At 71.3% G+C, this 14,167-nt stretch carries 13 protein-coding genes and 2 tRNA genes; 9 read left to right on the forward strand and 6 right to left on the reverse strand.

Annotation, left to right across the window (positions count from 1 at the left end; all coding sequences use genetic code 11):
- From JS521_RS17375 to JS521_RS17400, 6 genes are all read right to left on the reverse strand, one after another.
- Positions 1–1,307 (reverse strand): sensor histidine kinase (locus JS521_RS17375; RefSeq protein WP_205083893.1); only part of this gene is annotated, 1,307 nt, incomplete at its 3' end.
- Positions 1,308–1,331: 24 nt separating this feature from the next.
- Positions 1,332–2,150, reverse strand: coding sequence for an ABC transporter permease (locus JS521_RS17380; protein WP_205083894.1), 819 nt, complete (start codon positions 2,148–2,150; stop codon positions 1,332–1,334).
- On the reverse strand, positions 2,147–3,217 hold the full coding sequence (locus tag JS521_RS17385) for an ABC transporter ATP-binding protein (protein WP_205083895.1): 1,071 nt from the start codon (positions 3,215–3,217) through the stop codon (positions 2,147–2,149). Before JS521_RS17385 ends, JS521_RS17380 begins: the two co-directional genes overlap by 4 nt.
- 127 nt (positions 3,218–3,344) lie before the next feature.
- A tRNA-Gly gene (locus JS521_RS17390) sits at positions 3,345–3,417 on the reverse strand.
- 79 nt (positions 3,418–3,496) lie between these two features.
- A tRNA-Gly gene (locus tag JS521_RS17395) sits at positions 3,497–3,568 on the reverse strand.
- A 299-nt stretch (positions 3,569–3,867) separates the two neighbouring features.
- Positions 3,868–4,203 carry a histone-like nucleoid-structuring protein Lsr2 gene (locus JS521_RS17400; protein WP_205083896.1) on the reverse strand — a complete coding sequence of 112 codons (336 nt, stop codon included), beginning with the start codon at positions 4,201–4,203 and terminating at the stop codon, positions 3,868–3,870.
- Between the two features lie 419 nt (positions 4,204–4,622).
- Here JS521_RS17400 and purS point away from each other — a divergent pair, with 419 nt between their 5' ends.
- The 9 genes from purS (at position 4,623) to purM (ending at position 14,059) form a co-directional block, all read left to right on the forward strand.
- Entirely contained in the window at positions 4,623–4,874 is a 252-nt protein-coding gene (gene purS, locus JS521_RS17405; RefSeq protein ID WP_010056446.1) for a phosphoribosylformylglycinamidine synthase subunit PurS, read from the forward strand.
- Positions 4,871–5,551, forward strand: coding sequence for a phosphoribosylformylglycinamidine synthase subunit PurQ (gene purQ, locus JS521_RS17410; RefSeq protein WP_030806769.1), 681 nt, complete (start codon positions 4,871–4,873; stop codon positions 5,549–5,551). The genes purS and purQ overlap by 4 nt, the downstream gene beginning before the upstream one ends.
- Entirely contained in the window at positions 5,548–7,797 is a 2,250-nt protein-coding gene (gene purL / locus JS521_RS17415) for a phosphoribosylformylglycinamidine synthase subunit PurL (protein WP_205083897.1), read from the forward strand. Before purQ ends, purL begins: the two co-directional genes overlap by 4 nt.
- Positions 7,798–7,911: 114 nt before the next feature.
- A complete protein-coding gene (locus tag JS521_RS17420; RefSeq protein WP_205083898.1) occupies positions 7,912–8,424 on the forward strand; it encodes an ArsR/SmtB family transcription factor in 513 nt (170 codons plus the stop codon).
- Between the two features lie 38 nt (positions 8,425–8,462).
- On the forward strand, positions 8,463–9,314 hold the full coding sequence (locus JS521_RS17425; protein WP_205083899.1) for a M23 family metallopeptidase: 852 nt from the start codon (positions 8,463–8,465) through the stop codon (positions 9,312–9,314).
- A gap of 37 nt (positions 9,315–9,351) precedes the next feature.
- Positions 9,352–10,155, forward strand: a complete 804-nt coding sequence (locus JS521_RS17430; RefSeq protein WP_205083900.1) for a maleylpyruvate isomerase family mycothiol-dependent enzyme — start codon at positions 9,352–9,354, stop codon at positions 10,153–10,155.
- A 75-nt stretch (positions 10,156–10,230) separates the two neighbouring features.
- A complete protein-coding gene (locus JS521_RS17435; protein WP_372448592.1) occupies positions 10,231–11,067 on the forward strand; it encodes an META domain-containing protein in 837 nt (278 codons plus the stop codon).
- A gap of 331 nt (positions 11,068–11,398) precedes the next feature.
- Entirely contained in the window at positions 11,399–12,925 is a 1,527-nt protein-coding gene (gene purF, locus JS521_RS17440; RefSeq protein ID WP_200720002.1) for an amidophosphoribosyltransferase, read from the forward strand.
- 60 nt (positions 12,926–12,985) lie between these two features.
- Positions 12,986–14,059 (forward strand): phosphoribosylformylglycinamidine cyclo-ligase, encoded by a 1,074-nt coding sequence (gene purM, locus JS521_RS17445; RefSeq protein ID WP_205083902.1) that lies wholly within the window; start codon positions 12,986–12,988, stop codon positions 14,057–14,059.
- Positions 14,060–14,167 lie beyond the last annotated feature (108 nt).

A 14,167-nucleotide genomic window follows, 5' to 3' on the forward strand; every position in this document is an offset into this window, starting at 1 on the left:
GCAGAGGGGGCGGGGCGTCCGTCGGGCTGCGGGCGGGAGGGCGTGAGCGGCACCGTCGCCGTCACCCGGAAGAGGTCGTCCCCGGCGGGACCGGCGCTGAGCGTCCCGCCGAGCGCCCCGAGCCGTTCGCGCAGCCCGGCCAGGCCCGAACCGCCGCCGTCGCCCGGGCCCCCGCCGTCGGTCGGATCCATGGCGCCGGCCCCGTCGTTCTCGACCTCCAGGACCACCGCGCCCCGCGCCCGGGTGAGCCGGATCCAGCAGTGGCGCGGGTCGCCGTGGCGCAGGACGTTCGTCGCCGTCTCGCGCACCACCCAGCCCAGCGCGGCCTGGGCGGCGGCCGGGGCGCCGATACCGGCCGGCCCGTCCGCGCCCTCGACGGTGACGGTGATCCCGGCGGCCTGCAAAACGCCCTGCGCGCCCATGAGTTCGGTGGGCAGGTCGGCCTCCCGGTAGCCGCGTACGACATCGCGGACCTCCTGCTGGGACGCCCGGGCGATCCGCTGCACCTCGACCATCTGGTCCATCGCCGCGGGGTTCCCGCGCTGGGCCAGCTCCACGGCCAGCTCGCTCTTCAGGGCGATCACCGACAGGTTCCTCCCCAGCACGTCGTGCATGTCCCGGCCGAACCGCAGCCGCTCCTCCGCCACCGCGAGGCGGGCCTGCATGTCCCGGGCCTCCTCCGCCTGCCACATCACGCTCATGCTCCAGGCGCTCGGCCGGACCGAGGCGAGCACCAGCAGGACGACGACGAGCATCGAGAGGGCCGCGCCGAACAGCAGTCCGCCGGGCACCCCTACGGCCGCCAGCAGTGCCACCAGGACCGCCGTGAAGATCGCGGACTGCACCAGGTAGGTGCGGACGGGGACGAGGAGCACGTAGGGGATGGCGAACGCCAGCGGCAGGTTCAGCACCAGCAGGGCAAGACCCGCGCCCTTGAGGTCGCCCGTCGCCGCGAGCGCCACCAGCAGGCCGGTCAGCACCGCGAGCAGCGCCGCCGGGAGCCGCAGTCGCCGGCGGGGGTAGGGCTCCACACCCCGGTGGTGGGCGATCGCGGCGCCCAGGTCGCGGTTGCTCAGCACGCACTGGACGACGTTCACGGTGAAGAACGCCACCGCGAGGCCGGCCGGCACCGGGCCCTCGCGCACCACCGGGAGGAGCGGCAGGAGACCCCAGGAGACGAGGAAGACCCACGGGAGCCCGGCGAGCGTGCCCCGGGTGTAGAGGTCGATGCGCTGCAGCTTCGTCCGTTCCTGCCAGCCGCGCCGCCAGTCCCGCGCTCGCCCGATCACCTCGTCCAGCTCCTTCATCTCGTTCCCCGTGGCCGATCCCGCTCAGCCGCGCGGATCCCAGCGGAACCACCGCTGCACAGCAAACACCGCGAACGCGGTCCAGGCCAGCGCCGCCACGGCGGCCGTGACCAGGTCGCCGGTCTCCACACCGCCCAGCCAGCCGTGCCGTACGAGGGTCATCACGCCGGTCAGCGGCAGCAGTTCGAACACGGCGGCCAGCTTGTCCGGGAAGACGTCCAGCGGGACGAAGATGCCGGAGGCGAAGAGCGAGATGAAGAACAGCGGCAGCGTGGTGAGCTGCGAGGTCTGGACCGTCCGGGTCACCGCGGAGGTCGCGGCGGCCAACGCGGACATCATCACGAACCCCGCGATCAGGCCGAGCAGGAACAGCTCCGGCCGCTTCGGCGCGGACAGGTCGAAGGCGATGGCGCCCGCCACGACCAGCAGCACGCTCTGAAGGACCGCCAGCGCGACGGAGGGCAGTGCCGTGGAGATCAGGATCTCCCGGTCCGTGACCTCTCCGGTGCGCAGCCGCTTGAGGACGAGCTCCTCGCGCCGGGTCACGTAACCGGTGACGAGGTTCATGTACACGACCTGGACCAGCACGATGCCGATACCGCCGGTGAGGGCGGCGCCCGCGACGGAGAGTCCGGTGCCGGCGAGGTCGATCTGTTCGAGCGAGGCCCGGATCGAGAAGATCATCACGATCGGCAGGACCAGGGCCACGAAGATCGCGGACCGGTTGCGGATCAGCAGGATCAGTTCGGCGCGGGCCAGGGCGTTCAGCCGCCGGAGGGAGGCGGACCGCCCGGAGGGGGTGGAGGCCGTGCGGCTGTCCGCGACGGTGGTGGGCGTGGTCATGCCGTCACCTTCTTCGTCTCGTTCGGGGTGCTGCCGTCGGTGGGCCGGTCGGACCCGTGCCGGGGGCCCGCCCGGCGCGGGTCGTCCGCCCGCGAGCGGAGCTGGGTGTTGGCGATCTGGAGGAACGCCTCCTCCAGGGAGGCGGAGCGGGCGTCGAGCCCGAGCAGTTCCACGCCCGACTCCACTGCCCAGCCGAGCAGTTCGTGCAGGGATGCCTGGAGCGTGGAGGTACGGATCTCCACCCGCTGCCCGTCCGCCCCGGCCTGCAGCGAGAGCGGAAGGTGCGCGGCCGGTACGCCGTCGGGCAGGGTGAAGCGGATCCGGGCCGGGTGCGCGGCGGTGACCTCGGCGGTCGTTCCGGCCGTCACGATCTGCCCCTGGTGCATGATCGCCAGCCGGTCCGCGAGGGTCTCGGCCTCCTCCAGGTAGTGCGTGGTCAGCAGGACGGTCGTGCCGGACTCCCGGAGCGCCCGGATCAGGTCCCAGGTGTCGCGCCGTCCCTCGGCGTCCAGACCGGTCGTCGGCTCGTCGAGGAAGAGCACCTCGGGCCGTGAGGTGAGGGCCAGCGCCAGGTCCAGGCGTCGCTTCTCGCCGCCGGACAGCTGCTTGACCCGGACCTTGGCCCGGCTGGTGAGGCCGACCATCTCCAGGGCCTCGGCGGCGGGCCGGGCGCCGGTGGTGCACGCCGACCACATCAGCGCGGTCTCCAGAACGGTCAGGTCGGAGGGGAAGCCGCCCTCCTGGAGCATGACGCCGGTACGGGGGCGGACGGCGGCGCGTTCGCGGTAGGGGTCGTGGCCGAGGACCTTGATGGTTCCGGAGGTCGGGAGGGCCAGTCCTTCGAGGAGTTCGACGGTGGAGGTCTTGCCCGCGCCGTTCGTCCCGAGGAGGGCGAACAGCTCGCCGCGGGCAACGGAGAAGGAGACGCCGGAGACGGCCTCGAAGCCGTCCTTGTAGCTGCGGCGAACCCCGTCCACCGCGATCACCGTCTCGGCGGCCGGAGCCGGGGCCGCGGCCGGGAACGTGCCACCGTCGCGTCGGTCGTTGAGAAAGTCGTCGCTGGTCATGCTTCGAGTCTTCCGCCGGACCGGGCCCGCGAGCAGTGCGCGCTGTCACCACTGCTCATGACAAACGTCATGGGGGCCGGGAACGCGAAAGGCCCCGATCAACGAATGATCGGGGCCTTCTCAACTGAGCGGACGACCAGGTTCGAACTGGCGACCTCAACCTTGGCAAGGTTGCGCTCTACCAACTGAGCTACGTCCGCAGTGCAGCCACTCGGCTTTCACCGGTGGAGCGAGCACTACTCTACCTGATCCAACGAAGTGGTCCGAAGAGTCGTGCAGAGCGGGTGACAGGAATTGCACACTGCGCCTTCCCCCTGGAAGGGGGATGTTCTACTACTGAACTACACCCGCACGCTGCGTGGGATTCGGCTTTGCGGCCTCGCCCCTCGGCGTGCTCCAGACTCTAGCCGACCTGCGGGGGTGTCGCGCAAGTCGGCTCCCCGCGGGGCTCGCGGAGCGGGCGCGGTACGAGCGCGGACCGGACCCCCGGACCGGGCCGGCGGGACGCCCGGCGGGGCGCCCCGCCCCGGCCTGCCGCGCGCCCGGGGCCGCCTGACGGAGCGTCCGGCTCCCCGGCCGATCGCCCCGGATCCACCCGCTGCGGCTCAGCCGGCCGCGGCTCAACCCGCTGCGGATCCACCCGCCCCGGCTCAGCCGGCCGCGGCGAACGCCTCGTAGACCTTCTTCGGGATGCGGCCCCGGGCCGGCACCTCCATCCGGTGCGAGCGGGCCCAGGCGCGGACGGCCGCCGGGTCCGGGGCGAGGGAGGTGTGGCGGTAGGACGTGGGCGTCCTGCCGTGCTTGCCGGCGTGCGTCTGCTTGCGGCCGGCGGCCACGTAGGGCGCCAGGGTCTTCCGCAGTTTCTTCGCATTGGCGGGATTGAGGTCGATCTCGTACGTCTTCCCGTCCAGGGCGAAGGTCACCGTTTCCGCCGCTGCTCCCCCGTCGATGTCGTCGGAGAGTGTCACCACTACGCGCTGAGCCACGGATATCGGTCCTTTCCTACGGCACCGGCGCGTGTCGCGTGCGCGGATGCCGGCCTTCCGGCTGTCAGGCGGGCGGATGTGGATCGACGAGATGTCGATGTTCCGTTGTCCCCGGGGCAATGGTGCTTTCCCCGGTAATCATTTGTACAGCGGTGGACACCGCATTGTGAAGCCCAGTCAATTGCATCCGCGTGTCCGTGTGCAATCCGTGTGCAATCCGGGTGGGTTTTTCCCAGACCTTTTCCGTGCGGTGTCGTGTCCGATATCTCGGCGTGATCTGCGCGAGGTGCTCGCCCTGTCCGTCCCGCCCGATATCTACCCGCGTAGAAATTTTGGCCAGGTACGCTGAGTGGACCCGCGGGGGTCTGGGGAACCCCCCGGAGAGACAGCCGCACCACACCACCACACCGGGAGTGCCAGTGGCACGCGTCGTAGTCGACGTCATGCTCAAGCCCGAGATCCTCGACCCGCAGGGACAGGCGGTGCAGCGCGCACTGCCCCGTCTCGGCTTCGAGGGAATCGCGGACGTTCGTCAGGGAAAGCGTTTCGAGCTGGAGGTCGAGGGGCCGGTCGACGACGCCGCCCTCGCCCGTATTAACGAGATGGCCGAGACGTTCCTCGCCAACACCGTCATCGAGGACTTCGTCGTGAAGGTGGAGGAGGAGAAGTGACCACCCGTATCGGCGTCGTCACTTTTCCCGGCACCCTCGACGATCAGGACGCCCTGCGCGCCGTCCGTATCGCGGGCGCCGAGCCCGTATCCCTGTGGCACCGCGACAAGGACCTGCACCAGGTCGACGCGGTCGTCCTGGCCGGTGGTTTCTCCTACGGGGACTACCTCCGCGCCGGTGCCATCTCCCGCTTCTCGCCGGTGATGGAAACCCTCATCGAGCAGGCGAAGGCCGGTATGCCGGTCCTCGGCATCTGCAACGGATTCCAGATCCTGACCGAGGCGCACCTGCTGCCCGGCGCGATGCTGCGCAACAACCACCTCCACTTCATCTGCCGCGACCAGACGCTGCGGGTGGAGAACGCGGAGACCGCCTGGACCTCGGACTACAGCGCCGGCCAGGAGATCAGCGTCCCGCTCAAGAACATGGACGGCCGGTACACCGCCGACGAGCGCACGCTCGACGAGCTGGAGGCCGAGGGCCGCGTCGCCTTCCGTTACCTGGACGGCAACCCCAACGGCTCGCTCCGCGACATCGCGGGCATCACCAACGCCGCGGGCAACATCGTCGGCCTGATGCCGCACCCGGAGCACGCCGTGGAGCCGCTCATCGGCACCGGCCGCACCGACGGCCTCGGTTTCTTCACCTCGATCATCAAGAAGCTGGTCAACGCATGAGCCTGGATACGGTCAAGCACGCGGCCGAGACCCCGGACGCCGCGCAGCCCTGGAAGGAGCTCGGCCTCAAGGAGGACGAGTACGCCCGGATCCGCGAGATCCTGGGCCGCCGCCCCACCGGCGCCGAGCTCGCCATGTACTCCGTGATGTGGTCGGAGCACTGCTCGTACAAGAGCAGCAAGGTCCACCTCAAGCAGTTCGGCGAGAAGGTCCCCCAGAACGACGCGATGCTCGTCGGCATCGGGGAGAACGCGGGCGTCGTCGACGTCGGCCAGGGGTACGCGGTCACCTTCAAGGTCGAGTCGCACAACCACCCCTCGTACATCGAGCCCTACCAGGGCGCGGCCACCGGCATCGGCGGCATCGTCCGCGACATCCTCGCGATGGGCGCCCGCCCGGTCGCGGTCGTCGACCCGCTGCGCTTCGGCGCGGCCGACCACCCCGACACCAAGCGCGTCCTGCCGGGCGTCGTCGCGGGCATCGGCGGCTACGGCAACTGCCTCGGCCTGCCCAACATCGGCGGCGAGGTCGTCTTCGACTCCTGCTACCAGGGCAACCCGCTGGTCAACGCCGGCTGCATCGGCGTGATGAAGCACGAGGACATCCACCTCGCGCAGGCGTCGGGCCCCGGCAACAAGGTCATCCTGTACGGCGCCCGCACCGGCGGCGACGGCATCGGCGGCGTCTCCGTGCTGGCGAGCGAGACCTTCGAGTCGACCGGCCCCGCCAAGCGCCCCGCCGTCCAGGTCGGCGACCCGTTCCAGGAGAAGCTCCTCATCGAGTGCACCCTGGAGATCTTCAAGGAGAAGCTCGTCGCGGGCATCCAGGACCTCGGCGGCGCCGGGCTCTCCTGCGCCACCAGCGAGCTGGCCTCCGCCGGTTCCGGCGGGATGCGCGTCGAGCTGGACACCGTGCCGCTGCGCGACTCCTCCCTCTCGCCCGAGGAAATCCTCATGAGCGAGTCGCAGGAGCGCATGTGCGCGATCGTCGAGCCGCAGCACGTGGACCGCTTCCTGGAGATCTGCGAGAAGTGGGACGTCATCGCCACCGTCATCGGTGAGGTGACCGAGGGCTCCCAGCTGGAGATCTTCTGGCACGGCGAGCAGATCGTGGACGTGCCGCCGCGCTCGGTCGCCCACGACGGCCCGGTCTACCACCGCCCGTTCGCCCGGCCGTCCTGGCAGGACGCGCTCCAGGCGGACGACGCGGGCAAGCTGCCCCGGCCGCAGAACGGCGCCGAGCTGAAGGACCAGGTCCTCAAGCTGGTCGCATCGCCGAACCAGGCCTCGAAGTCCTGGATCACCGACCAGTACGACCGCTTCGTGCAGGGCAACACCGTCCTCGCGATGCCCGAGGACGCGGGCATGGTCCGCATCGACGCCGACTCCAACCTCGGCGTGGCGATGGCGACGGACGGCAACGGCCGGTACGCCAAGCTCGACCCGTACACCGGCGCGCAGCTCGCGCTGGCGGAGTCGTACCGCAACGTGGCCGCCTCCGGCGCCAAGCCGCTGGCCATCTCGGACTGCCTGAACTTCGGCTCCCCCGAGGACCCGGACGTCATGTGGCAGTTCGCCGAGGCCACCCGTGGTCTCGCGGACGGCTGCCTGGAGCTGGGCACCCCGGTCACCGGCGGCAACGTCTCGCTGTACAACCAGACCGGCGAGACGGCGATCCACCCGACGCCGGTCGTGGCCGTGCTCGGCGTGATCGACGACGTGAACCGGCGTACGCCGGTCGCCTTCGCGGAAGAGGGCCAGCTCCTCTACCTGCTGGGCGACACGGCCGAGGAGTTCGGCGGCTCGGCCTGGTCCGAGGTCGTCCACCAGCACCTCGGCGGCCTGCCGCCCAGGGTGGACCTCGGCCGCGAGAAGCTGCTCGCGGAGATCCTCATCTCGGGCTCGCGCGACGGCATGATCGACGCCGCGCACGACCTGAGCGACGGCGGTCTGATCCAGGCGGTCACGGAGTCCTGCCTGCGCGGCGGGAAGGGCGCCCGGCTGGTCGTGCCGGACGGCCTGGACGCGTTCACGTTCCTCTTCTCCGAGTCGGCCGGCCGCGCGGTCGTCGCGGTCCCGCGCAGCGAGGAGCTCCGCTTCACCGACATGTGCGGGGCGCGCGGTCTGCCCGTCGCCCGCATCGGTGTCGTGGACGGCGAGGAGATCGAGATCCAGGGCGAGTTCAGCATCCCGCTGAGCGAGCTGCGTACGGCGCACGAGGCGACGATCCCCGCGCTGCTCGCCTGAGCCGCGCGCCGACCGGCGTCTGCGAAGCCCCCCCCCGGGGGGCCGGGGGGGGGGCTTCGGCCGTTCTTCCCCGTTCTCTTGATAGAGATTACGTAATTACGTAAGGTTGGTGTCATGGAGCTGGAGCAGCGGGTCGCCGAGCTGGAGAGGCGGCTCACGGCACTGGAGCGGCAGGACTCCGAGTCCGAGTCCCCCCGCCTGGGCGACGGTGACTTCTGGGCGCTGGAAGGGCTGAAACAGCAGCTCGCCGGCGCCGGGGAGGCCGGGGTCGACGGGGGAGTCCTCTACACGGGCTCGGTCCGGCTGCCCACGGGCGAGCAGTACGGATGGCAGTACGGCGCGTTCACCGAGGCCCTGTTCGACGGGGACTGGGCGGATGCCGCCGACTCGTTCGCCGCACTGGGCCACCCGGTCCGGCTGCGCCTGCTCCGCGAGATCCTCGGCGGCCTGAGGACGGCCGCCGAACTGGCCGCGCTCGACGGGGCCGGCACCACCGGCCAGATCTACCACCACCTGCGCCAACTGACCGGCGCGGGCTGGCTGCACGCGGCCGGGCGCGGCAGGTACGAGGTGCCGCCCGCCCGGGTCGTGCCGCTGCTGGTGGTGCTGACGGCGGCGCGGCCCTGACCCGGACGACGACAAGACACGAAAGCCATGGGGGATACATGTCTGTCCGCAAAGCCGTTCCGATCGCCATGCAGGTCTCCTGGCTGGTCCTGTTCGCGCTGATGATCAGCGAGTTCGTCACGGATCTGCCCGGGCCGGGCTGGGCGACCACCATCCTGCCCGCGATGATCGTTCTTGCCCTCACGGTGGCGACGACGACCCTCCAGGCCCGGGCCGCCGCGCCCCGGGGCGAGCCGAGGCCCCCGGTCGAGGTCGACCCTCCGGTCACCGGCCGCTGGTCCGCCCTGAACAGCCCGGCGGACAAGGTGCCGAGCCACGGGACGCACGCGTACGGGCAGACGTACGCGATCGACATCGTGGCGGACCCGGAGACGGGGGAGGGCGAGCCCCCGGCCCGGCCGGCGTTCCGCTGGATCTGGCCGCTCTTCCGCCGCAACCGGGACTTCCCGGCCTTCGGCGCCCCCCTGCTCGCGGTGGCCGACGCCACGGTCGTGCGGGCGAGCGACGGCCAGCGCGACCACCTGAGCCGCACGTCGCTGGCCGGTTTCGTCTACCTGATGCTCATCGAGGGCACCATCCGCTCGATCGCCGGCGCGCACCGGGTCGTCGGCAACCACGTGGTCCTCGACCTCGGCGACGGAACGTACGCCGCCTACGCCCACGCCCAGCGCGGCTCGCTCCAGGTGAAGGCCGGGGACACCGTCCGGGCCGGGCAGCAGATCGCGCGGTGCGGCAACTCCGGCAACAGCTCCGAACCGCACCTCCACGTCCACCTGATGGACAGCCCGGACCTCGACGATGCCCGGGGCGTCCCGTTCACCTGGCGGGGCGTCGGAGTCCCCGCGAACGGCGAGGCGTTCACGGTCGAGGAGCAGGTCGCCCCGTCCTGACCGGGCGATGTCAGTGGGGGCGGTTAGTCTCGGCCCCATGCCCCCGGCCAAGAAGCGTCCGCGCGCCTACGACCACCTCAGGACCCGGACGGCGGTCCTCGCCCAGTACGCCCATGTCCGCGACGCCGTGAGGCTGTTGACGCCCGACCAGCTCGCCCGGCCCACCCGGCTCGGCGACTGGACGGTGCGTGAGCTCGCCGCGCATGTCGCGATGGGGCTCGCCAGTGTCGGCCGGGCCCTGGACCAGCCGGAGCCTCGCGGCCCCAGACCCGAGGTCGCGCTGGAGCAGTGGCCCTCGGCCACCGCGGCCCACGCCGGCCGGATCGCCGAGGACGTCGTGGACCTGGCGGTCGGCAGCCCGGACCTCACCACGCTGTTCGCGGAGGCGGAGGCGGGATTCACCGAGGCCGTCCCGGCGTCCGGCGCCCCCCCGCGACTGCTGCCCACCCGGGTCGGCTCCATGCGGTCGGCCGACTACCTGGTCACCCGGACCGTCGAGCTGATCGTCCACACGGACGACCTGAACGAGGCGCTCGGGCTGGAGATCCCGTACGACCGGCAGGCCCTGGCCGCCTGCACCCGGCTGCTGGCGGACACCCTCGCGGACCGGGCGCCGGGCGGTTCGGTCGAGGTGCGCGTCCCGCCGTTCGCGGTGGTCCAGTGCATCGGCGGGCCCAAGCACACCCGGGGCACCCCGCCCAACGTCGTGGAGACCTCCCCGCTGACCTGGATCCGGCTCGCCACCGGGCGTACGGCATGGGCGCGGGCCCTGGAGGACGCCGAGGTCAGTGCCAGTGGGGAGCGGGCGGACCTGGCGGAGCTGCTGCCGCTGATGGGCTGAGACGGCCGGCCCCGGCGGAACGGACGGAACCGGATCGGACCCTCGACCCGTCACATCGCCATGCACACACAACGGATGACCCTCAGCGTCAGTGTCCTGGCCCTCCTCACCCTCGCCGCCTGCGGTACGGAGTCGGGTTCCGGCTCCGGCAAGGGATCCGGCGACGGCGACACCGTGCAGAGCGATGTCCCCGTCACCGGGGTGGCGTGGCGCGTCGACTCCGTGACCGTCGGCGGGAAGAAGACCGAGGCCCCGGAGGACGCCCGTCTGGAGATCGACCCGAAGGGCCGGGCCAAGGCCGACTTCGGCTGCAACCACATCAGCGTGGACGCGCAGGTGAAGGGCGACCGGATCACCCTGGGCAAGCCCGTCACCACGCAGATGGCGTGCGACGAGGACATCGAGAAGTTCGAGAAGGCGGCCATCGACGCGATGGGCGGCGAGCACACCGCGGAGCTCTCCGGCGAGAAGCTGACCCTCACCACCGAAGGCGGCGACACGATGGCGCTCAGCGAGGAGAAGCCGGCCGAGCTGGTGGGCACCGAGTGGGCGGTGACCACGCTGCTCGACGGCGAGACGGCGACGACCGTGCCGGCGGACCTGCCCAAGAAGAAGGCGCCCAGGCTGACCTTCGCCGAGGACGGCACCGTACGCGGCAACGCCGGCTGCAACTCCTTCAGCGGCAAGGCCACGGTCAAGGGCTCCACGATCGTCTTCGGGCCCACGGTCAGCACCCGCAAGATGTGCCCGGAGGCCGAGATGGAGACGGAGCGCGCCGTGCTCGCCGCCCTCAAGGGCACGAAGACGTACACGATCAAGGGCAGCACGCTCACGCTGGCCGCCGACGGCGGCAAGGGGATCGGCGCCACGGCCGCGTCCGCCGGGTCCGAAAGCGGCTCCCAGCACGGCTGATCCGGCCCGGACGGTGTGAGGCTCACCACGAAACGAGCGTTCGGCCAGCCGCCGGGGCGAAGATCGGCCAGGTTCACCGAGCGCCACGGCCGCCCGGCCGCCGCCCACCGTGGCTACCGGTCGGTAACCGGTCGCTCGGCCCGCAAGTGAGCGCCGCGCCCCTCCCGAGCGGTCCGCGCCCTCCGGGCGGGCATCACGCAGGGTCACTGATCGAAGTCCCGCGAATCGCCCGCCCCGGGCGGCGGGCGGGCGCGTTCCCCGTGCTCCACCGCGCGTTTGCCCACCGGTCCCCAATTCGGACCAGTGGTCGATCTCGCCTACACTCGGTGCCGTGCCCCGTGGTGATGGACGACTCAACCACGACCTGCTCCCCGGAGAGAAAGGCCCCCAGGACGCTTGTGGCGTCTTCGGTGTCTGGGCTCCGGGCGAAGAGGTCGCCAAGCTCACCTATTTCGGACTGTATGCCCTGCAGCACCGCGGACAGGAATCCGCGGGCATCGCAGTGAGCAACGGGTCTCAGATCCTGGTCTTCAAGGACATGGGACTGGTCTCGCAGGTCTTCGACGAAACGTCTCTGGGTTCCCTCCAGGGCCATATCGCGGTCGGTCATGCCCGCTACTCCACCACCGGTGCCTCGGTGTGGGAGAACGCGCAGCCGACGTTCCGTGCCACCGCGCACGGCTCGATCGCCCTCGGCCACAACGGGAACCTGGTCAACACCGCCCAGCTCGCGGAGATGGTCGCCGACCTCCCGCGCAAGGACGGCCGCGCCACCCAGGTCGCCGCGACCAACGACACCGACCTGGTGACCGCACTGCTCGCCGGGCAGCGCGACGAGAACGACAAGCCGCTCACCATCGAGGAAGCCGCCGCCAAGGTGCTCCCCGATGTGAAGGGCGCGTTCTCCCTCGTCTTCATGGACGAGCACACGCTCTACGCCGCCCGTGACCCGCAGGGCATCCGCCCGCTGGTCCTCGGCCGGCTGGAGCGCGGCTGGGTCGTCGCCTCGGAGTCCGCCGCGCTCGACATCTGCGGTGCCAGCTACGTACGCGAGATCGAGCCGGGCGAGCTCGTCGCCATCGACGAGAACGGTCTGCGCACCTCGCGATTCGCAGAAGCGAAGCCCAAGGGCTGTGTCTTCGAGTACGTCTACCTGGCCCGCCCCGACACCGACATCGCCGGGCGGAACGTCTACCTCTCCCGCGTGGAGATGGGCCGCAAGCTGGCCGCCGAGGCCCCCGTCGAGGCGGACCTCGTCATAGCGACCCCGGAATCCGGCACCCCCGCCGCGATCGGGTACGCGGAGGCCAGCGGCATCCCGTTCGGCGCCGGACTGGTCAAGAACGCCTACGTCGGCCGGACCTTCATCCAGCCCTCGCAGACCATCCGCCAGCTCGGCATCCGGCTCAAGCTGAACCCGCTGAAGGAAGTCATCAAGGGCAAGCGCCTGGTGGTCGTCGACGACTCGATCGTCCGCGGCAACACCCAGCGCGCCCTGGTCCGGATGCTCCGCGAGGCCGGTGCCGCCGAGATCCACATCCGGATCTCCTCGCCGCCGGTGAAGTGGCCCTGCTTCTTCGGGATCGACTTCGCCACCCGCGCCGAGCTGATCGCCAACGGCATGACGGTCGACGAGATCTGCACCTCCATGGGCGCCGACTCCCTCTCGTACATCTCGATCGACTCGATGATCGAGGCGACGACGATCGACAAGCCGAACCTCTGCCGTGCCTGCTTCGACGGTGAGTACCCGATGGACCTCCCGGACCCGGAGCTGCTCGGCAAGCAGCTGCTGGAGACCGAGCTGGCGGCGGGCCCCGCGGCGACCGCCGCGGCCGACGCGCTGCGCCGTCCGTGACCCGGACGCGCCGCCGCCTTCCCCACCAGCCCCGTATCTCCACACGAAAGATCCCAGGCCATGTCTGAGACAACAGGTGCTTCCTACGCGGCGGCCGGCGTCGACATCGAAGCCGGTGACCGTGCCGTCGAGCTGATGAAGGAGTGGGTGAAGAAGACCCAGCGCCCCGAGGTCGCCGGTCTCGGCGGGCTCGGCGGCTTCGCCGGCCTCTTCGACGCCTCGGCGCTCAAGCGCTACGAGCGCCCGCTGCTGGCCTCGGCCACCGACGGTGTGGGCACCAAGGTGGACCTGGCGCGTCAGATGGGCGTGTACGACACCATCGGCCACGACCTCGTCGGCATGGTCGTGGACGACCTCGTCGTCTGCGGCGCCGAGCCGCTCTTCATGACCGACTACATCTGCGTCGGCAAGGTGCATCCCGAGCGTGTCGCGGCCATCGTGAAGGGCATCGCCGAGGGCTGTGTCCTGGCGGGCTGCTCCCTGGTCGGCGGCGAGACGGCCGAGCACCCGGGTCTGCTCGGCCCGGACGACTTCGACGTCGCCGGAGCCGGTACGGGCGTGGTCGAGGCCGACCGCCTGCTGGGCCCGGACCGTATCCGCAAGGGTGACGCGGTCATCGCCATGGCGTCCTCCGGTCTTCACTCCAACGGGTACTCGCTCGTCCGCCACGTGGTCTTCGACCGGGCCGGCTGGTCCCTGGACCGCGAGGTCGAGGAGTTCGGCCGCACGCTGGGCGAGGAGCTCCTGGAGCCGACCCGGATCTACTCCCTGGACTGCCTGGCCCTCACCCGTACGACCGAGGTGCACGGCTTCAGCCACGTCACCGGCGGCGGCCTGGCGAACAACCTGGCCCGGGTCATCCCGGACGGCCTGCACGCCACCGTGGACCGCTCCACCTGGACGCCCGGCGCGGTCTTCGACCTGGTCGGCAAGGCCGGGAACGTCGAGCGGCTGGAGCTGGAGAAGACGCTCAACATGGGCGTCGGCATGATCGCGATCGTCCCGGCCGACTCGGTGGACGCGGCCCTGGCGACGCTGGCCGACCGCGGGGTCGACTCCTGGGTCGCCGGTGAGATCACCGACCGCGGCGACCACGCCGCGGGCGCCGAGCTGACCGGCGACTACGCACGCTGAACCGTACGGGGGGGGGGGCGCCCCGGCCCCCCCCCCCCCCCCCCCCCCCCCGGGGGGGGGGGGGGGGGGGGGGCCCCCCCCGCGCTCGCGGAGCGAGCTGCCAAGAGG

It is taken from the genome of Streptomyces durocortorensis, from assembly GCF_016901035.1.
Taxonomy (GTDB): domain Bacteria; phylum Actinomycetota; class Actinomycetes; order Streptomycetales; family Streptomycetaceae; genus Streptomyces; species Streptomyces durocortorensis.